The organism is Shinella sp. SUS2 (assembly GCF_001262505.1).
GTDB lineage: Bacteria > Pseudomonadota > Alphaproteobacteria > Rhizobiales > Rhizobiaceae > Shinella.
Window position 1 is genome coordinate 110,466 of sequence record NZ_KQ410734.1, and the last position, 19,272, is coordinate 129,737.

At 64.3% G+C, this 19,272-nt stretch carries 19 protein-coding genes; 8 read left to right on the forward strand and 11 right to left on the reverse strand.

Annotation, left to right across the window (positions count from 1 at the left end; translation table 11 throughout):
* Positions 1-2 precede the first annotated feature (2 nt).
* From AKG11_RS20205 to AKG11_RS20220, 4 genes are read left to right on the forward strand one after another with little or no spacing between them, the layout of a single operon-like run.
* Complete coding sequence (locus AKG11_RS20205) at positions 3-905, forward strand: ABC transporter ATP-binding protein (protein WP_050745311.1); 903 nt, start codon at positions 3-5, stop codon at positions 903-905.
* Positions 902-1,717 carry an ABC transporter permease gene (locus tag AKG11_RS20210; protein WP_050745237.1) on the forward strand — a complete coding sequence of 272 codons (816 nt, stop codon included), beginning with the start codon at positions 902-904 and terminating at the stop codon, positions 1,715-1,717. Before AKG11_RS20205 ends, AKG11_RS20210 begins: the two co-directional genes overlap by 4 nt.
* Positions 1,714-2,247, forward strand: a complete 534-nt coding sequence (locus AKG11_RS20215; protein WP_050745238.1) for a nitrous oxide reductase accessory protein NosL — start codon at positions 1,714-1,716, stop codon at positions 2,245-2,247. The genes AKG11_RS20210 and AKG11_RS20215 overlap by 4 nt, the downstream gene beginning before the upstream one ends.
* Positions 2,244-3,221, forward strand: coding sequence for an FAD:protein FMN transferase (locus AKG11_RS20220; RefSeq protein ID WP_050745239.1), 978 nt, complete (start codon positions 2,244-2,246; stop codon positions 3,219-3,221). The genes AKG11_RS20215 and AKG11_RS20220 overlap by 4 nt, the downstream gene beginning before the upstream one ends.
* A gap of 45 nt (positions 3,222-3,266) precedes the next feature.
* On the opposite strand, the gene AKG11_RS20225 is transcribed toward AKG11_RS20220, so the two are convergent.
* Complete coding sequence (locus AKG11_RS20225; RefSeq protein WP_082342546.1) at positions 3,267-4,565, reverse strand: GGDEF domain-containing protein; 1,299 nt, start codon at positions 4,563-4,565, stop codon at positions 3,267-3,269.
* Positions 4,566-4,862: 297 nt separating this feature from the next.
* Between AKG11_RS20225 and AKG11_RS20230 the strand changes: the two genes are divergently transcribed.
* Positions 4,863-5,507 carry a helix-turn-helix transcriptional regulator gene (locus AKG11_RS20230; RefSeq protein WP_050745241.1) on the forward strand — a complete coding sequence of 215 codons (645 nt, stop codon included), beginning with the start codon at positions 4,863-4,865 and terminating at the stop codon, positions 5,505-5,507.
* Between the two features lie 61 nt (positions 5,508-5,568).
* On the opposite strand, the gene AKG11_RS20235 is transcribed toward AKG11_RS20230, so the two are convergent.
* The 9 genes from AKG11_RS20235 to AKG11_RS20275 form a co-directional block, all read right to left on the reverse strand.
* The gene (locus AKG11_RS20235) at positions 5,569-6,534 is read right to left on the reverse strand and encodes a threonine ammonia-lyase (RefSeq protein WP_050745242.1); all 966 of its coding nucleotides are present in this window, start codon (positions 6,532-6,534) and stop codon (positions 5,569-5,571) included.
* A 14-nt stretch (positions 6,535-6,548) separates the two neighbouring features.
* The gene (locus AKG11_RS20240) at positions 6,549-7,280 is read right to left on the reverse strand and encodes an amino acid ABC transporter ATP-binding protein (RefSeq protein WP_050745243.1); all 732 of its coding nucleotides are present in this window, start codon (positions 7,278-7,280) and stop codon (positions 6,549-6,551) included.
* Entirely contained in the window at positions 7,277-8,014 is a 738-nt protein-coding gene (locus AKG11_RS20245; protein ID WP_082342554.1) for an ABC transporter permease, read from the reverse strand. Before AKG11_RS20245 ends, AKG11_RS20240 begins: the two co-directional genes overlap by 4 nt.
* A 5-nt stretch (positions 8,015-8,019) precedes the next feature.
* Positions 8,020-8,685, reverse strand: coding sequence for an ABC transporter permease (locus AKG11_RS20250; protein ID WP_050745244.1), 666 nt, complete (start codon positions 8,683-8,685; stop codon positions 8,020-8,022).
* Between the two features lie 57 nt (positions 8,686-8,742).
* Positions 8,743-9,525 (reverse strand): transporter substrate-binding domain-containing protein, encoded by a 783-nt coding sequence (locus AKG11_RS20255; protein WP_050745245.1) that lies wholly within the window; start codon positions 9,523-9,525, stop codon positions 8,743-8,745.
* A gap of 48 nt (positions 9,526-9,573) precedes the next feature.
* Positions 9,574-10,548 carry an ornithine cyclodeaminase family protein gene (locus AKG11_RS20260; RefSeq protein ID WP_050745246.1) on the reverse strand — a complete coding sequence of 325 codons (975 nt, stop codon included), beginning with the start codon at positions 10,546-10,548 and terminating at the stop codon, positions 9,574-9,576.
* A 235-nt stretch (positions 10,549-10,783) separates the two neighbouring features.
* Positions 10,784-11,953 (reverse strand): amidohydrolase, encoded by a 1,170-nt coding sequence (locus AKG11_RS20265; RefSeq protein WP_050745247.1) that lies wholly within the window; start codon positions 11,951-11,953, stop codon positions 10,784-10,786.
* 118 nt (positions 11,954-12,071) lie between these two features.
* Positions 12,072-12,956: a sugar phosphate isomerase/epimerase family protein gene (locus tag AKG11_RS20270; protein ID WP_050745248.1), complete on the reverse strand. Its 885-nt coding sequence runs from the start codon at positions 12,954-12,956 to the stop codon at positions 12,072-12,074.
* Positions 12,953-13,987, reverse strand: a complete 1,035-nt coding sequence (locus AKG11_RS20275; RefSeq protein ID WP_245290237.1) for a Gfo/Idh/MocA family protein — start codon at positions 13,985-13,987, stop codon at positions 12,953-12,955. Before AKG11_RS20275 ends, AKG11_RS20270 begins: the two co-directional genes overlap by 4 nt.
* A gap of 131 nt (positions 13,988-14,118) precedes the next feature.
* On the opposite strand from AKG11_RS20275, the gene AKG11_RS20280 reads away from it, so the two are divergent.
* On the forward strand, positions 14,119-14,943 hold the full coding sequence (locus AKG11_RS20280) for a helix-turn-helix domain-containing protein (protein WP_023512842.1): 825 nt from the start codon (positions 14,119-14,121) through the stop codon (positions 14,941-14,943).
* Between the two features lie 10 nt (positions 14,944-14,953).
* Here the strand turns inward: AKG11_RS20280 and AKG11_RS20285 are convergent, their stop codons facing one another.
* Positions 14,954-15,643 (reverse strand): hypothetical protein, encoded by a 690-nt coding sequence (locus AKG11_RS20285; RefSeq protein WP_088016546.1) that lies wholly within the window; start codon positions 15,641-15,643, stop codon positions 14,954-14,956.
* Positions 15,644-16,019: 376 nt separating this feature from the next.
* Here AKG11_RS20285 and AKG11_RS20290 point away from each other — a divergent pair, with 376 nt between their 5' ends.
* Together AKG11_RS20290 and hisD are read left to right on the forward strand one after the other, a co-directional pair.
* Positions 16,020-17,822: a thiamine pyrophosphate-binding protein gene (locus tag AKG11_RS20290; protein ID WP_050745251.1), complete on the forward strand. Its 1,803-nt coding sequence runs from the start codon at positions 16,020-16,022 to the stop codon at positions 17,820-17,822.
* Positions 17,823-17,914: 92 nt separating this feature from the next.
* Positions 17,915-19,228, forward strand: coding sequence for a histidinol dehydrogenase (gene hisD / locus AKG11_RS20295; RefSeq protein ID WP_050745252.1), 1,314 nt, complete (start codon positions 17,915-17,917; stop codon positions 19,226-19,228).
* Positions 19,229-19,272 lie beyond the last annotated feature (44 nt).

A 19,272-nucleotide genomic window follows, 5' to 3' on the forward strand; every position in this document is an offset into this window, starting at 1 on the left:
CCATGACCCACCGCATCGACATCCAGGCTGTTTCCAAGGCCTTCGGCGCCTTCAAGGCCGTACGCGACGTTTCCTTCTCGCTCGCCGAAGGCGAGATCGTAGCGCTGGTCGGCCACAACGGCGCGGGCAAGACGACGCTGATCAAGCTGATGCTCGGCCTTCTCCGCCCGACCGCCGGCACCGTTCGTGTGCTCGGGGGCGATCCGGCGGCTGATCCTGCCGTGCGGGCGCATCTCGGCTACCTGCCGGAAAGCGTGTCCTTCAATCCGGCCCTGACCGGCCGCGAGACGCTGGCCTTCTATGCTGCGCTGAAGCGCGCGCCGCACCGCCAGATCATCGAGTTGCTCGAACGGGTCGGTCTGGCACAGGCCGCCGACCGGCGCGTGCGCACCTATTCCAAGGGCATGCGGCAGCGGCTCGGGCTGGCGCAGGCGCTGCTCGGCGCGCCGCAGGTCCTCCTGCTCGACGAGCCGACGACCGGCCTCGACCCTGCGCTCCGCCGCGATTTCTATGGTTTCCTCGACGAACTGCGCGCAGGCGGCGCGACGATCCTGCTTTCCTCCCATGCGCTCAGCGAGCTGGAGGGACGGGCCGACCACATCGTTATCATGGGGCAGGGCGTCAAGATCGCGGATGGCTCGCTGGATGCGCTGCGCGGCATCGCGCGGCTGCCGACGCGCATCCGCGTGCGCCTTGCCGAGGGCGAGGAAAGACGGCTTGAAGGGGACGCGAATTGGCGCTCGGTCAACGGCCACATGCTGGAGATAGAGGCTGCGCCGGAGGACAAGGTGGCGCTGCTGCGCGCCGCCGTCGGTGCCCGCATCGCCGATCTCGACGTGACGCCGCCGACGCTCGACGAACTCTACGCCCATTTCCAGGACAGGCAGCGGGAGGCCGGCCAATGAGGACCATCCTCGTCATCGCGCGCAAGGAAATCCAGGAGGGCCTGCGCAATCGTTGGGTCCTCGCGACCACGCTGCTTCTGGCCACACTTGCGCTCACCCTCACCTTTCTCGGCAGCGCGCCCACCGGCAATGTCGGGGCAAGCGCGCTCGATGTGATCGTCGTCAGCCTGTCGAGCCTGTCGGTGTTTCTCGTGCCGCTTATCGCGCTCCTCATCTCGCACGACGCCATCGTCGGGGAGGCGGAACGGGGCACGCTCCTCCTGCTGCTCAGCTATCCGCTGGCGCGTTTCCAGGTGATCGCCGGCAAGTTCATCGGGCATCTGGCAATCCTCGCTTTCGCAACGTTCATCGGCTACGGCGCGGCGGCGCTGGCGCTCGGCCTTGGCGGTAGCGCCGGGCTCGTCGCCGGCTGGCCGGCCTTCGTGCTCCTGATCGGTTCCTCGGTGCTGCTCGGCGCGGTCTTCATCGCCATCGGCTATCTCGTCAGCACGCTCGCCGGCGAGCGCGGTACTGCGGGCGGCATTGCCGTCGGTGTCTGGCTCGTCTTCGTGCTGGTCTACGACATGGCGCTGCTCGGCCTTCTGGTCGCCGACCAGGGGCGCGCGGTCACAGGCGGGCTGCTCAATGCCCTCCTTCTGCTCAACCCGACCGATGCCTACCGCCTGCTCAATCTCGGCGGTGAGGCGGGGGCGATCTCCGGCATGGCCGGCGCGGCCTCGCTCAGTGCGCCAGCGCTTGCCGCTGCGCTCGTGCTGTGGGTAGCGCTGCCGCTTGCTGCCGCCATGCTGGTCTTTTCAAGGAGAGAGGCATGAAGCGCATCCTCGCCACCCTCGTTCTCGTCCTCGTCGCGGGCTGCTCGGAACAGCAGGCCGAGACGCCGCAGCCTTTCGCCCTGACGCAGGAGGCGATCGGTCGCTATTGCGGCATGAACGTGCTCGAGCACGAAGGCCCCAAGGGCCAGATCATCCTGTCGCAGATCCCCGAGCCGATCTGGTTCTCCTCGGCGCGCGATGCGGTCGCCTTCACGCTCCTGCCGGACGAGCCGAAAGCCATCGCCGCCATCTATGTGTCCGATATGGGCGCTGCAGCGAGCTGGGCGCAGCCCGGTGCGGAAAACTGGATCGACGCCCGCACCGCCTTTTATGTGATCGGCAGCACGCAGCGTGGTGGCATGGGTGTCGCCGAGACCATTCCCTTTTCCAGGGAAAGGGACGCGCGCGACTTTGCCGGAAAACATGGCGGCGAGGTGGTCGTCTTCCCGGATATTCCATCTGGCTATGTGCTGGGTGACGGTCAGGCGAACGACGGCGCCGACCAGCAGCGTGAGGAGGCGGAACAATGATCAAGGGTGCAAGGCCGACCCGTCGCCGTTTCATAAGCCTTTCAGCCGCGGCCGCCGGCACGGCGCACTGCCCGCTCGGCGCTCGCGCCGGGTCTGCGGCTGTCCGCTGGCGCGGCCGTGCCCTTGGCGCCCCGGCGGAAATGATCCTGCATCATCCCGACCGGGCACAAGCCGAACGGCTGATCCGGCGTGTCGTCGTCGAGATCGATCGCCTCGAGCACATTTTCAGCCTGTACCGGCCGGATTCCGCGCTTGCGACGCTGAATGCCCGGGGTGCGCTCGCCGATCCGCCGGTAGAACTGATAGAGCTGCTGGAACAGAGCCATGCCGTCTGGGCGCTGAGCGGCGGCATGTTCGATCCCACCGTCCAGCCCTTGTGGCTGCTGCATGCCCGGCACTTCTCGACTCCCGACGCCGACCCAGCCGGCCCCCCGCGCGACAGCATCGAGGCGGTATTGGCGCGCATAGGCTTCGAGCATGTCGCCTTCGACCGCAACCGTATCGCCTTTCGCAGGCCGGGCATGGGGCTGACGCTGAACGGTGTCGCGCAGGGCTATATCACCGATCGGGCGGTGGACATCCTGCGCGCCGGCGGTGTGTTACATACGCTCGCCGATCTCGGTGAGGTACGCGCCCTCGGGCCGCGTGAGAACGGCACACCCTGGCACGCTGGTATCGCCGGGACAGATATACGCGTCGATCTCGTAAACCGCGCGATCGCGACCTCCGGAACGAACGGTTTCCGCTTTGCCGGGCCGGGCTCTCCGAGCCATCTGCTCGATCCCAGAACCGGTGTTTCGGCTGGCCGTCATGACAGCGTCAGCGTCGTCGCGCCGACCGCTGCAGCCGCCGACGCTCTTTCCACGGCCTTCAGCTTCATGGATGGCGACGGGATCGTGACAGCGCTGCGGGCACTTCCGGCAACGCAGGTGCATTTGCATGAGCCGGACGGCAGCTATCGGCATATCGTCTGATGATCCCGGACAGTTGCGGACGGCCGGCAGCGCCGTAGCCGCCCATCAGGCGCCGAGCATCACGACACGGTTGCGGCCCGTCCGTTTGGCTTCATAGAGTGCATTGTCTGCCCTGAGGATCGCCGAGCCGAAGGGTTCGTCCGATGGGTCCGCAAGCGTGGCGCCGATGCTGACGCTGACTGGGATCACGGCGCCTTCGATATCGAAGGGCGAAGCATGGATCGCCATGCGGATGCGCTCAGCCAGTGTCACGGCCGCTACCGGCTCCTCGGCTGCCAGCAAGACCGCGAATTCCTCGCCGCCAAGCCGTGCAAAACGGTCGCCCGATCGCACGACCTCCTGGCAGCGACGGGCGAACTCCATGAGAACAAGGTCGCCTGCGCGGTGGCCATGCGTGTCGTTGATCGATTTGAAATGATCGATATCCAGCATGAGCACGCCCATGGACGCCGCGCCGCTCGATCTGGAGAATATCTCTTCCGCTTCCTCGAAGAAGCGTCGGCGGTTGAGGATCCCGGTCAGCGGGTCGGCATTGGCAAGCACCTTGAGCTGCTCGGCATAGGCGCGCTCCTTCGTCACGTCGATGTAGAGATTGACGTTGAAGTTGCCGACCGTCCTTTGCCGGAACTGGATGCGCTTCGTCGCGCCGCTGGCCGTCCTGACGTCGAGATCGAAGGGCGTCATCTCGCGGTTCTCGCGCCGGGCGTCTGCGATCGAGGAATGCCATTGTGTGCGGGCATATTCGCGGTATTGCGGATCGGGATAGACGAGGCGCCACCAGTCCTCGATGCTTTCGATCTCGTCCTGAGTATAGCCGAAAAGCGCCTTGAACGTCGAATTGGCGAACTGGATCTGGTCGTCGCTGCTGGCGATTTCGAAGCCGAAGGGCAGCCAGTCCAGAAGCGAGATCATCTGTTCCTGCCAGCCGGCAAGGGAGACGGAACCCTGCGGCGGCGCATCCGTGAAGGTGAACAGGCGCACGAGTTCGCCCTCGATCGCGATCTTGGTGACCTGCACCATCAGCACGCGTTCCTGCGCCTGCACCATGGCCCGGATCAGGAAAGGCTCGCCCGGCACGCCGATCGGCGCGACGCTCCATATCTGCGAGAGGAGAATGCTCGCCTCGCGACCGACGAGATCTTCGATGGGCAGGTTCTCGAAGGCTTCCAACCCCAGTCCGAACAGGACCGCGGCATTGGAATTGGCCCGGCGCACATGCAGCGTGCCCTTCTCGACAAGGACCATCGGTGCACCAACACAGCCCATCCAGAAATCGACGTCCTCACGGGACCTGCCGTAGGGAACATCGTCTGTCTTGGTTCGCTGCGACGCTGTACTGCTCATGCGATCCGATACCCATCGTCCTCTGTGCAAGGCCACAGAGACCTTCCGTGCCCGAAGATAGTCACCTAACGTAAGAAAAGGCTTAAGCGCCCGCAGATTCCATCTGGCCAAGCCTTCTGCGTTTTCCGACGCTTGCAGCAACGCAGTGCCCTCTCATGCGCAAAACGGTGGCGTCTAGGTCATGCCGGCATTTTTAGGGGTGGGGCGCATTGCGAAATGCGATAGTCCGTGAGCAAAAGGATTTCGGGAAGATCCCGGTCCCCCCCGACGGACGGCCGCAGCCAAGCGAGAACTCAAATGCCGCAACGAGACAAAGACGCAGACGTCGCCATGCCCTCCGATGCGCTGAGGACATATCATCCGGTCTGCGATGCGATTGCGCTCATCCTGCAGCCCTATGCGGAGGTGGTTCTCCACGATCTCTCCAGCGAGACGGTGAGCTACATCGCCAACAACTTCTCCAAGCGGGATCTCGGGGAACCGTCGCTGCTGCACGAAATCGACTTCAAGCCGAACGACCGGACGATCGGGCCTTATGAAAAGGTGAATTTCGACGGAAGGCGGCTGAAATCGGTGAGCGCGGTGTTGCGCGCGCTCGATGACCGGGCGATCGCCATCCTGTGTATCAACATCGACGTTTCGCACATCCAGTCTGCGATCCAGGTGCTGAGCGCCATGTCCACTGTCTCCATCGACCAAGGCAAGCCCGCTGCCCTGTTCAAGGAAGACTGGCATGAGCGGGTCAACGAATATGTGCACGGCTGGACGACGAAGCGGGGCCTTATGATCGCTGACCTCACCCGGGCGCAGAAACAGCAGCTTGTGCGCGAGCTGGCCGAAGACGGCGCCTTCAGCGGAAAGCATGCGGCTGCCTATATCTCGAAGATCCTGCAGATGGGCCGGGCGACGGTTTACAACTACCTTCGCGACACGAAAGCCTGAGCCCCGAACGGCAGAAGGGGCGCCCGCGGGGCGCCCTCTGTGGTGGCGGTCGAGCGGGCGATCAGCGGCCGTAGATCGCCTGTGTGATGACATCGCGGTCAAAATTCGCGCCGCAAAGCAGGATCACGCTCGTCTGGCCGGAAAGGCTGGCTGCAACCTTTTCGAAGCCGGCAAGCGCAAGGGCGGCCGAACCCTCGACGATCATGTTCTCCTCGAGAGCGAGTGTTTTCAGCGCGGCGCGGATGTCGTCCTCGCCGCATTCGACGACCTCGTCCACGGCCGCCATCGAAAGAGGCAGCGTGATCGTATCGAGATCGATGCCGCCGGCGACGGCATCGGCGAGCGTCTCGTGATGCTCGGTCTCGACCACGCGGCCGGCCGCTATCGATGCCGCAAGCGCCTTCGAATGGCTCGCGGCGACGCCGTAGAGCTTCGTGCGCGGGCTGAAGGCCTTGAGCACCGCACCGATGCCGCTGATCAGGCCGCCGCCGCCCATCGCGACGAAGACATTGTCGACGCCGGCACACTGTTCGAGGATTTCGAGCGCGATCGTGCCCTGGCCGGCGACGATATCGGGATCGTTGTACGGCGAGACATAGGCGTGCCCTTCGGAGGCAGCGCGTTCCTGGGCGTGCTGTTCGGCAAGGCCGGTCTCCTCGCCGTGCAGGATGACCTCGACGCCGTAGGAGCGGATCTTCTCAAGCTTGGCGGGCACGACGGTCTGCGGCAGCACGACGGTGAGGCTGCGGGAAAGCGCCTTGGAGGCATGCGCCGCACCGATGCCGTGGTTGCCGGACGAGGCGGTGATCAGCCGCCCGCCCGCGGGCTGGGCGGACATTTTCGACATTGCGCCCCTGATCTTGAAGGATCCGGTGAGCTGGAAGTTCTCTGCCTTGAAGAGCACCGTCGCGCCTTCGGCCTTTCCGGCCTTGCGGGCGGGCAGGAGCGGTGTCTGGTAGATATGGTCACGAATGCGGGCCCTTGCCCGGACGGCGGCGGCCGCGGTTTCGAAGACGATGGTCTGCATGGTTTCCTCGCTGGTCAGTGTTGCGGCCCGATTTGTCGAAGGAATTCCTTCGTACGGGCATGGGATGGATGACGGAAGAACGTTTCGGGATCCGCCTCTTCGAGGATCGTTCCGCGGTCCATGAAGACGATGCGGTCCGCCACGCTTCGCGCGAAGCCCATTTCGTGGGTCACGACGATCATCGTGAGGCCCTGGCGGGAAAGGTCCGTCATGACGTCGAGTACCTCCTTGACCATTTCCGGGTCGAGGGCGGAGGTGGGCTCGTCGAACAGCAGGACCTTCGGCTTCATGCACAGGGCGCGCGCGATCGCCACACGCTGCTGTTGTCCACCGCTGAGCTGACGCGGATAGTTGTCCGCCTTTTCCGTCAGCTGCATGCGCGCCAGCATCGCCAGCGCCTCTTCTTCAGCTACCAGGCGTGGTGTCCGGCGTACCCGCCGCATGGCGAGCGTCAGGTTGTCCAGAACCGTCAGATGTGGAAAGAGGTTGAACTGCTGGAAGACCATACCGACGTCGCCGGCAAGCGCCAGCACGTTGGCGCAGTCGGCTGAAAGGCTGTGGCCGGCGATTTCCACGGTGCCACCCTGCCGTTCCTCCAGCCCGTTCAGGCAGCGTACCAAGGTCGATTTGCCAGAACCGGAAGGCCCGCATAGGACGATGCGCTCGCCGGCCGTAACCTTCAAGCTGACCCCGTGCAGGACTTGCGCCGCGCCATAGGATTTGACCAGGTTTTCCGCGATGATCATGACGAGGCTCCAAGGGTGGGTGAGCGCGGGTGCACCGTACGGCCGCTCCTGCCGATAGCGGCGGCTCCCGGAATGCGGCGCTCGAGAAAGCGGAAGGCGACGCCGAACAGGAAACCGATCGCGAGATAGAGGATGCCGGCGACGATGAAGACCTCGAAGGGTGCGTAGGTTTTCGCCGTGAAGGCGCGTGCCGCTCCCGACATTTCCATGACCGTGACGGCGCTCGCCAGCGAGCTGGCCTTCAGCACAAGGATCAGTTCGTTGCCGATCGAAGGCAGGATCGCCCGGTAGACCTGCGGCAGGAGCACATCGCGCATGCGGCTGAAGCCTGAGAGACCGAGCGAGATGGAGGCCTCCGCCTGGCCGGGTGGAAGCCGCCTCAGTCCGCCGGCGACGATCACGGCGACATAGGCTGCGGAATTGAGGCCGATGGCGATGATGGCGCAGTTCACGGGCTCGCGGATGATCGGCCAGATCACGCTGGCGCGCACCGCATCGAACTGGGCGAGGCCGTAGTAGAGGATGAAGAGCTGAACGAGGAGGGGGCTGCCGCGCACGAGGAACGTATAGATCGTTACCGGCCAGCGCAGCAACGGGGATTTCGCTGTTAGCCCCAGCCCGAGCGGCAGGGCGAGGATCTGGCCGAGTAGGAAGCTGGCCAGGGTGACGACCAGGGTCAGCTTCAGGCCGGCATAGACGATGGGGATGGACTGCAGGAGGATCTCGGAGGACATGGTGCTCACCGTCCGACCGTCAGGCGTCGATTGCCATAGGCAAAGATCGCCATGGAGACGCTGGTGATGGCCACATAGAGGCCGGCGACGATGAGGTAGAAGGTCATGGGCGATTGCGTCGCGCCTGCCGCCACGACGCCCTTGCGCATCAGCTCCTCAAGCCCGACGATCGAAACCAGCGCGCTTTCCTTGAGAATGATGAGCCATTGGTTGCCGAGACCGGGCAGGGCATAGGCGAACATCTGCGGCAGGATGACATGCCGAAAGGTTGCGCCGGCGCCAAGGCCGAGGCTCTTGGCCGCTTCCGCCTGGCCGGGCGGGATCGTGTGGAGCGCGCCGCGCAGAATCTCTGTGAGATAGGCGCCGGAAACGAAGGAGAGTGCACAGATACCGGCGGTCAGCGCATCCACCTCGACATAGGCGCCGAATATCCTGCTGAGGAGAACCGTGCCGCCGTAGAAGACGAGGAAGATGACGAGCAGTTCCGGAAGGCCGCGGATGACGGTGACATAAGTGGAGACGCACCAGCGCACCGGCGCATTGCCGAACTCGGCACCGAACACCGCCGCAACGGCAATCACGAGGCCGATGGCAAAACTTCCGAAAGCCACTTCGAGCGTGACGAGCAACCCTTCCAGCAAATGTGGAAGATAAGCGAGGATAAGAGACATGGGTCGACCCTGGGGGCCATGCGCCGCATCTGGCGCGAGGCATGGCCCTGTCCGCTGTTAGCCCTTGAAGGAAAGATCGTAGCCGAAGAATTTGGTCGAGATCTTCCCGATCGTTCCATCGGAGATCATGTCGACGATGGCCTTGTCGACGCGGGCTTTCAGCTCCTCCCGGCCCTGCTTCAGGGCGATGCCCTGCCCGTTGCCGAATTCGGAATAGTCGGCGCTGGTCAGCATCGGGCCGGCAAGCTCAAGCTTGCCCTCGCGAGCCTTCATCAGTTCCTCCCAAACCGACTGCTCGAGAAGGCCGGCATCGATGCGGCCAGCGGCCAGGTCGTCGGCGATCTGCTCGTTGCGCTCATAGAGACGAACGTCGGCATTCTTGAAGTATTTGTTGGCCACGGCCTCGTGGGTCGAACCGGTCTGCACGCCGATCGCCTTGCCTTCCAGCGCGGCCTCGAGTTCCGCCTTCGTCTTGGCGACAGCGAGCGCGCCGCCCTTGACGGTTGCGATGTGATAGGGCGCATCGGCATAGGCTTTTGAGAAATCCACTTGTTTTGCCCGCTCGGCGGTGATCGAGAGGCCGGAAATCACGAGGTCGAACTTGCCGACCTGAAGGCTTGCCAAGAGTCCATCGAAGGACTGGTTCGTCCAGGCGCAGTCTGCGCCGATGCGCTTGCAGATCTCGTCACCGACCTCGCGGTCGAAGCCGACGATATCGCCTGCCGTATTCGTATAGCCCCATGGCGGGAAGTCGGCGCTGGTGCCGATGCGCAGCGGCTCTGCACCGGCGCTCCCGGCGACGATGGCGGCAAAGACGGATGCAATTGCTAGGATTTTCATGTCATTCCCCTTTTCAGTGATGGTTTCTCTAGGTCGGCCCGGCGAAGATCAGGTCGCGGCCCGGATGTCCAATCCGGCGACCCGCTCCAGCGCGGTTCTGGCCATGGCGATATCCTGGGTGGCGACCCCGGTGAGATCGGCGATCGTGATCTGCGAAACGGCCTTGCGTCCGCGTGCACGCCCGGAAAGGATGAGGCCGAGCTCGATGCAGTCCTCTGCCTTGATCAGCCCTGCGGCGAAGGCACCGGCGAACTCGCCATGTTCCAGACATTGACGGGCGAGATCGACCGCCAGCACATTGGCGCGGGCGACGAGCTCGACCGCCAACTCCTGTTTGCCCGGCGCGTCGGCACCCATGGCGGTGATATGCGTGCCTTGCCGGATCCAGTCGGCTTCGATGAGTGGATGGGCCGAGGGCGTCGTGGTGACGATGACATCGGAGGTGCGGCACATGGCTTCGAGATCGTCCGCCAGCTGGACCGGCAACCCGATCGCCGCGAGGTCCGCCTGGAGGGCTTCGGCCTTGGCACGCGAGCGACCCCAGACATTGATCGTGATCGGCCGGCCGGCGAGGGCGGCCATGGCCCTCGCCTGAAAGCGGGCCTGCGTGCCGGTGCCGACGACGGAGAAGGTTTCGGCATCGTCGCGGCAGAGGGCGAAGGTAGCAACGGCGCCGCCGATGCCGGTTCTCAGATCGGTCAGCCAGCCCTCGTCGTTCAGTGTGGCGATCACCCGGCCGGTCTCGGCCGAGACGGCGACGATAATGCCGTTGCTCGATGGCAATCCCTTGGACGGGTTGTCGTAGAAGCCTGCGGCGATCTTCACGACGAAGACCGGATCGCCTGCGATGTAGCCGTACTTGATGTGGCAGTCGCCGTTTTTGCCGGGAAAGCCGAGATAGCCGACCGGCGGCACGTCCGCGCGCCCGTCCGATATCGCGATGTAGGCGTCCCGTATCGCCGCGATCGTTCCGGGGTCGATGCTGATGAGGTTCTGGATGTCGGAACGTGAGAGCTGGATCATGGGCTTCCCGCCTTTTCAGGCAATCAAGGTTTGCAGCCCGCTCCGTTCGGGCACGACATGTCGTGCCCGGCGGAAACCTGGCTGGCCGCAGGTGGCGTGGATTTGTTTACGGGCGGCCGGAAGGTCTGGCCGCGGCTGCCGGAGGTGGGGCACCGCAGCGTTTCCGCGACTGGCCTTCATTCCTGCCGGGTACTATAGGAGATAAAACCAAATTGTCTAGTATAGATTTTTTTGTCTAATTGCTGATGTCGGCAAGCGCGGCGATCGCCGTTCCAGCAAGAAGGGTTGCTCCCGGGGCGATGATCGCGTCGTTGAAGTCGTAGGCCGGCTGATGCAGCCGGCCGTCGAAGACCGCCGGACCGTTGCCGATCCAGGCATAGGCGCCGGGGCGGTGAAGCAGGAAGAAACCGAAATCGTCGCCGGCCATCGTGGGGCGCGGGTCTCCCCGATAGGCGGCAAGGCCTGCCTCATGCACGACCGCGCGCATGAGATCCCGTTCCGCCGGCGTGTTTGCCACCGGCGGGCACATAGGATCGTCGAAGATAAGATCGACGGCACAGGATGCAGTGGCTGCCGCGGAGGCGGCGATGGCGCGCGTACGCTCCCGAAGCAGGGTGAGGGTCTCCATCCGGAAAGCCCGCAAGGTGCCCTTCAGGTCCGCGGACTGTGGAATGATGTTCTGGGCATGCCCGCCGTGGAACGAACCGACGGTCGCCACGGCCGCCTCGTAGGGATCGACCGCCCGGGCGACGGCCTGCTGGAGGCCGGTGAGAAAATGCCCGCCGGCGAGCAGCGGATCGCCGGAAAGATGGGGCATCGCGGCATGCGCACCCTCGGCGCGGAAGGTGATGTCGAATTCCGATGTGCCGGCCATGACCGGCCCGTCATGCAGCAGGACTTCGCCGGCCGGCATGTCGGGCCAGTTGTGGAGGCCGAAGATCCGTTCGAAAGGAAAGCGCTCGAGCAGCCCGTCCTCGATCATCAGCCGCGCGCCGCCGAAGCGTTCCTCCGCCGGCTGGAAGACGAGGTAGACGGTACCGGCAAAGTCCCGCGCCCGGGCGAGGAGGGTCGCTGCACCGATCAGGATCGCGACATGTCCGTCATGGCCGCAGGCATGCATTTTGCCGGGGTTCTTCGAGGTGTAGGAGAGGCCCGTCGTCTCGCTGATCGCAAGGGCGTCCATGTCCGCGCGCAGTGCCACTGCCGGGCCGGGCGCGGCCCCTTCGATGACGCCGACGAGCCCGTTGCCGCCGATCTTCTCGTGAACCGCGATGCCGAGTGCTTCCAGCCGGTCCCGGATGAACCCTGCGGTCCAGACTTCCTCAAGCGAAAGCTCCGGATGGGCGTGCAGGGTGTGGCGGTAGGAAATCAGCGTGTTGATGTCGGCTTTGGAGAGAGTGTTCATCGGTGCCCGCGAATATACGTTTCTGTCTCATCTGAACATCCTCGTATATCTCTGCGCTGATCGACTTTGCAACCGGCCTCCGTCTTTCCAGCGGGCTGCCGCCACGCTGAAAAGCGCGTCACCGCAGGATCAGGCGCTCCATGAGGGCCTTGAGGTCTCTCGCCACGGCGAAGCTGTCGTCCTGGTGCTGGCGCCTGCAGAAGAGTTCGCAGCTCCACCAGCCGGTATAGCCGGTCGCCTTGACGGCATCGACCCAGCTTTGGAGGTCGAGCACGCCCTTTCCGGTCGGCACGTCGCGGAGGATGGGCTCGTTCGGTATGCCACCGGCATAGTGCAGGGAATCGCAGAGGTGCACACCATAGATCTGCGCCTTGTCGAGCCGGGCGATCCGTTCCGGCGTGTCACCGCTGGTATAGGCGTGCCAGAAGTCAATGACGAGACGCACATTGTCCCGGTCGCAGCGTTCGAGCACCTGCATCTGGGCATCCATCGTGTTGAGCGGGGTCCAGGATAGCGCTTCGAGATAGACGAGTAGACCATGCGATGCGGCGATATCTGCGACGGCCCGGAGATTGGCGGCGGTGAGATCCAGCTGGGAATCTGTCGGTAGGTCGATGAGGCCACGGTAGAGGGCGGGATAGCGCTCTGCAGCGCCCGCCTCGAAAACCCGGATGTCCAGCGGGCCGGTAATGGCCTCTATCCCTTTCGCCCCGGCTGCCGATGCAAGGGCACAGAGATCTTCGGCCTCTCGCAACATCTGACGCCGGGCGTCACCCTGCCGCTCGAGGTCGATCAGGAAGCCGATGCCGGGGAGGGTGAGGCCGCCGAGTCGCGCCGTCAGTTCGGATGTGGAGAAACCGGCATCGAGGAAGGCGGCGATCTTCGGGCCGGAGGTTTCGAGGCCGTCGAAGCCCAGCTCGCGCGCGATTGCGATGTCGATCGCCAGCGTGTTCGGCCGGGAGGCCATGGAATGATAGATGAGCTGGTTTTCTGTCCGGATCATGGATGCGAGCCTCCTGTGCTCGTCTTTGTGTCTGCGGATCCGACGGAAACGGGCCGCTTGTTTCGGGCTGCGCGGATGGCTTCCGCGGCGCGCAGTGCGATGACGTTGTCCTCGCCGAGCGCCATCCATGTTGCCGGCGTGTGCGGCAGGGCCAGGAAGGTTTCGATCGTCGTGACATGCGGGTCGCGCTCGCGTACCGGGATGAGTTCGTTCCGCCCGTTCAGCCGCCGGATCAGGGTGCCCGCTCCTTTTCCGCTCAGCGTGCCATGGGCGATCAGCGTGCCGCGATCGCCGGCAAGCATGACGATGCTTTCGAATTCCGCGGTGGTGAAACTCTCGTAGGATTGAAGCACGGCCCCGCCGGACAGGCCGGCCGCATAGGACTGCTGGTCGGTATCGCCCTGCGCCGGCGAGGCTGAAAGGGCCGAGACGGCGACAGGCTCCTGGCCGGTGAGGAAACGCGCAAGGTCGATGCTGTCGATCGACGCCCCGAAAAGCGCATTGGCACGGTCCACCGTCTCGTCCACATGGCGGTTGGGTGGCGGTTGAAAGGGGGCGCCGCGCGCGATGAGGAGCGACTGTAGCGTTCCGATCTCTCCTTCCAGCAGCAGCCGGCGCATGGTCTGGTGGGGCGAAAGGGTGCGGAAGGGCTGGTGGATGGCCAGCGTTATGCCCGCCGTCCGGCATGTCTCGACAAGGCTTGCGGCAAGGCGGCTGCTACCGGCGATCGGACCGTCGCACAGAACGTGTTTGCGCTGCGCCGCCGCAGCCAGGATGTAGTGCCTGCGCCGGTCGCGAACGGCGCTGACATAGGCGAAGCCGACTCGCGGATCCCGCAGTGCCCGCCGCGCCTCAAGGGAGATGCCGGGGATCTGCATGTCCTGCGAGAAATGTGCCGCATATTCCCGGTTCCGGCTGACGACCCACAGTGGCTCCTGCCCGGCCGACCGGATCGCCGCAACCATGTGCTCCGTTGTTATGGTTCCGGTCCCCATGACGGACCACCCGACCGCTCCGCTGGACTGCACCACGGATCCTCCCCTTTATGCTCCATAGATTGACCGTCCGGCTCTGGCGCGGCAATTGCGCAGGCGATTGATGTCTTTAGCGATATGAAGTAGAACTAGCGTCACAATGCGTCGGATAAGGCGCTGGGGTGACAATGGATCAGCTGGGAAGAGACGGGGCCGCATTGGCGGCGAACCTCAGGACGCTGTGCGAGCAGCACGGCTCGGTTGCGGCTGTTTGCCGCAAGATCAATGTCAACCGGCAACAGTTCAACAAGTACCTGTCGGGCGCCCATGTGCCGTCGCCCGCCAATCTCAGGATCATCGCGAACTATTTCGGCCTCAGCGTTCCCATGCTCTTTGCCGACCCGGAGGAATTCCGCACGCTGGTGGAGGGGAATTTCTTCCATGCGATGGCGACGGCCCGCCAGCTGCCGGAATTCTCGCGCTTCGTGTCGGGTATGATCGTCGAGAACAATGCCGATCACAACGACATCGTCGGGATCTACGACCGCTACCAGTTTTCCTCGATCTACAAGGGTTTCGTGCTGCGGTCGGCTTTCTGCATCTACCGCAACAGGGAATTCCTCCAGCACTACTATGTCGAGCGCTTCCCGAGCTTCGATGACCCCAAGAAGACGGAATATGTCTTCAAATATTACGGTTTCTGCTTCCCCGTCGCCGACCGCCTCTTCACGGCGGATTTCGAGGGTATCCAGTCGAATGAGATGACCTTTGGCGTCTATGCGCAGGTCAAGCGCAACGCCAAGCGCTTCATGTTCGGCATTTCCAGCGGCATCGCAGCGACCGTCTTCCGCCAGCCCTATTCCACGAAGGTCGCGCTGCATTACCGAGGGCCAGGCCTCCTGCGCCGCGAGCATCTCAAGGAGCTGACGGTGCTGGACCGCAACGACCCGAGCATTCCGCGCGAGGCGTTGCAGTATCTTGGCGATGGCTCCGACATGATCCAGATGAGCTGAGGCGGCCCCGTTAGGGGTGCAGTTCGACGGCGAGCCAGACGCTGTCGCTGTCCGCATAGTAGCGGTGCCAGGGATAGGTCCACTGCTTTTCGCCGGTCACACGGCAGAAGGGATCGTGCGAATAGCCGATCGGCATCACCACGTCCTCGTAGAGCGTTGCCGCGTCGCGCGCCTTGAATTTCTGCATGCGGCCCGATCCATGGATCTGCGTGTGTGTTTCGAGGAACGGGTGTTCGTTGTGGATGAAGCAGTCCGTATCGCCCGGCGACCACCAGAGATTGAGCTTCAGTGTGAAGGTCTGCGACGCTTCGGCTGCAGCGCGTTCATTGGTGAAGACGCGCGGGTCGAGCGTGACGGTGCCGATCTCGTCCTGTGCCGAAATATAGAGCGGCGTGTCGCGCGGAAAGCTGCGGATGCGGTTGCCCAGCCAGTCCCAGCCGCGGAACATGCAGCCGCCGAGATTGGTCGGGTTGACGACCTTGATGATCGCCGCCCGCTCCGCCTTGCGGATGCGACCGCCCTTCAGCCAGGTCGATTTCCACGCCGGCACGATGGCGGGGTGCTCGTCGCCCGTCACCATCGGGGAGGGGCTGATATTGACCACGACGGCGTCCGCCACGTCATAGTCGATCACGCTCTCAACCAGCTTTGCCGAAATGAAGTCGTCTGCGAAAGCCAGATCTCTGCTCAGGTTCTGCACGGCGATGCCTCTTTTGTCTGTCCGTGTCCTGAGAAAGCCATAGCGCGTATCGTGAAAAAAGTGCGCGCCGGAATTAATTTATTCGCGTGATGATGCGACACCTGCTTCACTTCGCGAAGGATGGTTTTCTCCAGGCCTATCCACCTTTCTCAATCGAGGCGTGCGCGAGCCGCCCCAAATTGGCCGGACCTGCGGCGGCGCGGTGGGCGGGAGCGAAAACTATGACGCAGACCTGCTTTTAAACTGCGTCACCTCGCGTCAGTGTTTCGATGGCTGCGAACTTGCGGTGACGCGCTGCTCCGCTGAAGAATAAGCCCATCGCTGGAAGGCACCCCTTCCTGCCCACAAGATAACGAGATTTCAGAGGGTCGATCACATGAAACTGACAGGTGGCCAAGTCGTCGCGAAAGCGTTGAAGGAATACGGCGTCGAATATGTGGCGGGCGTGCCGGGCCATGGCATCTGGTCGCTGTTCGACGCCTTCCTGCAGGAAGGTTCGGAAATCCCGTTCATCCAGGTGATGCACGAGCAGAGCGCCGTTCACATGGCCGATGGCTACTATCGCGCCTCCGGCAAGCCGATGGCTTGCTCCACCTCGGTCGGTCCGGGCGCGGCCAACACGATCATCGGCCTTGCCACCGCCTATTGCGACTCCACCTCGCTCTTCTACGTCTCCGGCTCGCCCCAGACCTACATGCACGGCCATGGCACCATGCAGGAACTGGAACGCCAGCAGGACAATGCCTTCCCGCGTATCACCGAACAGGTGACGAAGCGCGCCTGGCAAGCCAATTCGGTGCAAGTCCTCCCAAGCATCATGCACCGTGCCTTCAGCGAACTTCTGACAGGGCGCCCGGGTCCGGTTCATGTCGAGGTCCCGATGGACGTTCAGGTCGAGGCGGCGGATGTCACCATCCATCCGCTCGGCAAGCGTCTGCCGGTCGGCGTTGCCTATCCGGACCCCAAGGCCATCGAAGCGGCGCTGAAGGTTCTTCTTGCCGCCGAGCGCCCGGTCATCGTCGCCGGCGGCGGCGCGATCACCGCGAACGCCTCGGCCGAACTGACGCGCCTTGCCGAAAAGCTCGGTGCGGCCGTCTCCATCACCTGGAACGGCAAGGGCGCGATTTCGGAAGACCATGAATTGTTCATCGGCGCGGTCGGCCAGACGGGCACCACCTGCGGCAACCAGATCACCGCCTCCGCCGACGTCGTCGTCTCGGTCGGCTGCCGCTTCACCGACTGGTCGGCCTCCTCTTATGCCAAGGGCGTCTCCTTCTCGATCCCCTCGGCCAAGCTCATCCATATCGACCTCGATCCGCGCGAGATCGGCAAGAACTACGAAACCGAGGTCGGCATCGTCGCCGATGCCAAGGTGACGCTGGAGGCGATCCTGTCGCTCATCTCGGATGCGCAGTCGCAGAAGATGCTGGCGCGCCGCGAAAACTTCCTCGCCGATGTGCAGAAGGCCAAGGCCGACTGGCGCGCCCAGGTCGAACCGCGCGAAAACAGCCGCGAGACGCCCTTCACCTCGCAGCGCCCGCTGATGGCGCTCCGCAAGGTCCTGGATCGCAGCGGCATCGTGGTGGTTGGCTCCGGCAACACGCAAGGCTCGGTCAAGCAGAGCTTCCCGGTCTATGAGCCGCGCACGCACCTGACCTCCGGTTCCTATTCGCCGATGGGTTGGGCGGTGCCGGCCGCGATGGGCGCCAAGCTCGCCTGCCCGGACCGGCAGGTCGTCGCCATCGTCGGCGACGGCGATTTCATGATGTCGCTGCCGGAAATGGGCACGGCCGTCATGAACGGCATCAACGTCGTGTTCCTCGTTCTCAACAACCAGGGCTACATGTCGATCCGCGGCGGACAGCGCAAGTTCATGGGCCGCCACATCGCCTCCGAGTTCAACCATCACGCCGGCAACGGCGCCCCCTATTCGGCCGATATCGCAGCTTCCGCCCGGGCGTTCGGCCTTCAGGCCTGGAAGGTCGAGAAGAACGAGGATCTCGAAAGCAGCCTGAAGGCGGCGCTCGACTGCGGCGGCCCGGCCCTCGTCGAAGTGATCGTCTCGCGCGCCGCAGCCGGTCCGTTCGCCACCGGCTGGTGGGATTTCCCGTCGCCGGCCTATTACGAGAAGGAACAGGCGGCCTACGCGGACATGCGCGCCCGCGAACAGCACCTCTGACCTGACGGCAGGGGAGGCTCCGCCTCCCCATCTCCTCCCAAGCCCATTGATGACGCGGCGCGCACAGCGACCGTGAACGAAGAGACTTTGTCATGATCCGGCACATCAAAACAGCCACGGCCACCATCGAAGAGGGCGGCGCCGACAGTGCGGTCACCAGGGCGGTCGAGACGCTTCTCGAAAAGGTCAGGACCGGCGGCGACAAGGCGGTCCGCGAACTCTCCGTTCAGTTCGACACGTTCGATCGCGACACCTACCGCCTGTCGAAGCAGGAAATCGCGGATTGCATCGATGCGCTGACGGCGCAGGAGCGTACCGACCTCGACTTCGCGCAGGAGCAGATCCGCCGTTTCGCCGAGGCGCAGAAGGCGGCGCTGCGGGATATCGAGGTCGAGACCCTGCCGGGCGTAATCCTCGGCCACAAGAACGTGCCGATCCGGAATGTCGGCTGTTATGTGCCGGGCGGCAAGTACCCGCTGCTCGCCTCTGCCCATATGACGGTGCTGACGGCGCGCGTCGCCGGCTGCCAGCGTGTCATCACCTGCGCGCCGCCGTTCCAGGGCAGGATCGCCGAGAAGATCGTCGCGGCGCAGGCGCTCGCCGGCGCGGACGAGATCTATTGCCTCGGCGGCGTGCAGGCGATCGCCGCCATGGCCTATGGCACCGAGACGATCGAGCCCGTCGACATGCTCGCCGGCCCCGGCAATGCCTATGTCGCGGAAGCCAAGCGCCTGCTCTTCGGCCGCGTCGGCATCGATCTCTTCGCCGGCCCGACGGAGACGCTCGTCATCGCCGACGACAGCGTCGACGGCGAACTGGTGGCGACGGACCTGCTCGGCCAGGCGGAGCACGGCGTCAATTCGCCGGCCGTCCTCATCACGAACTCGGAAAAGCTGGCGCGCGACACGCTCGCCGAGATCGATCGCCTCCTGAAAATCCTGCCGACGGCGGCCGTCGCCGGCAAGGCCTGGGCGGATTACGGCGAGATCATCCTGTGCGATACGCTCGAGGAGATGCTGGCGGAAGGCGATCGCGTCGCTTCCGAGCACGTCCAGGTCATGACGCGCGACCCGGACTACTTCCTCGACAACATGACGAATTACGGCGCGCTGTTCCTTGGCGCCCGCACCAACGTCGCTTTCGGCGACAAGGTGATCGGCACGAACCACACGCTGCCGACCAACAGGGCGGCCCGCTACACCGGCGGCCTCTGGGTCGGAAAATTCCTGAAAACCTGCACCTACCAGAAGGTTCTGACCGACGAGGCCTCCGCGATGATCGGCGCCTACGGCTCGCGGCTCTGCCTGATGGAAGGTTTTTCCGGCCACGCCGAGCAGGCCAACATCCGCGTCCGCCGCTACGGCGGCAGGAATGTCGGTTACGCCATGCCGGTCGAGCCCAACTGACAACCGCGCACAAGAGCCCGCCAGGGGCCGCGATCAAAAACCCA

Excerpts from the sequence above, each read along its gene's own strand:
- hisD (WP_050745252.1), top strand. The coding sequence starts at position 17,915 with ATGATCCGGCACATCAAAACAGCCACGGCCACCATCGAAGAGGGCGGC.
- AKG11_RS20245 (WP_082342554.1), bottom strand. The coding sequence starts at position 8,014 with ATGTCCTCCGAGATCCTCCTGCAGTCCATCCCCATCGTCTATGCCGGC.
- AKG11_RS20260 (WP_050745246.1), bottom strand. The coding sequence starts at position 10,548 with ATGATCCAGCTCTCACGTTCCGACATCCAGAACCTCATCAGCATCGAC.
- AKG11_RS20220 (WP_050745239.1), top strand. The coding sequence starts at position 2,244 with ATGATCAAGGGTGCAAGGCCGACCCGTCGCCGTTTCATAAGCCTTTCA.
- AKG11_RS20255 (WP_050745245.1), bottom strand. The coding sequence starts at position 9,525 with ATGAAAATCCTAGCAATTGCATCCGTCTTTGCCGCCATCGTCGCCGGG.
- AKG11_RS20210 (WP_050745237.1), top strand. The coding sequence starts at position 902 with ATGAGGACCATCCTCGTCATCGCGCGCAAGGAAATCCAGGAGGGCCTG.
- AKG11_RS20235 (WP_050745242.1), bottom strand. The coding sequence starts at position 6,534 with ATGCAGACCATCGTCTTCGAAACCGCGGCCGCCGCCGTCCGGGCAAGG.
- AKG11_RS20205 (WP_050745311.1), top strand. The coding sequence starts at position 3 with ATGACCCACCGCATCGACATCCAGGCTGTTTCCAAGGCCTTCGGCGCC.
- AKG11_RS20215 (WP_050745238.1), top strand. The coding sequence starts at position 1,714 with ATGAAGCGCATCCTCGCCACCCTCGTTCTCGTCCTCGTCGCGGGCTGC.
- AKG11_RS20290 (WP_050745251.1), top strand. The coding sequence starts at position 16,020 with ATGAAACTGACAGGTGGCCAAGTCGTCGCGAAAGCGTTGAAGGAATAC.
- AKG11_RS20240 (WP_050745243.1), bottom strand. The coding sequence starts at position 7,280 with ATGATCATCGCGGAAAACCTGGTCAAATCCTATGGCGCGGCGCAAGTC.
- AKG11_RS20230 (WP_050745241.1), top strand. The coding sequence starts at position 4,863 with ATGCCGCAACGAGACAAAGACGCAGACGTCGCCATGCCCTCCGATGCG.
- AKG11_RS20225 (WP_082342546.1), bottom strand. The coding sequence starts at position 4,565 with ATGAGCAGTACAGCGTCGCAGCGAACCAAGACAGACGATGTTCCCTAC.
- AKG11_RS20265 (WP_050745247.1), bottom strand. The coding sequence starts at position 11,953 with ATGAACACTCTCTCCAAAGCCGACATCAACACGCTGATTTCCTACCGC.
- AKG11_RS20250 (WP_050745244.1), bottom strand. The coding sequence starts at position 8,685 with ATGTCTCTTATCCTCGCTTATCTTCCACATTTGCTGGAAGGGTTGCTC.
- AKG11_RS20280 (WP_023512842.1), top strand. The coding sequence starts at position 14,119 with ATGGATCAGCTGGGAAGAGACGGGGCCGCATTGGCGGCGAACCTCAGG.
- AKG11_RS20270 (WP_050745248.1), bottom strand. The coding sequence starts at position 12,956 with ATGATCCGGACAGAAAACCAGCTCATCTATCATTCCATGGCCTCCCGG.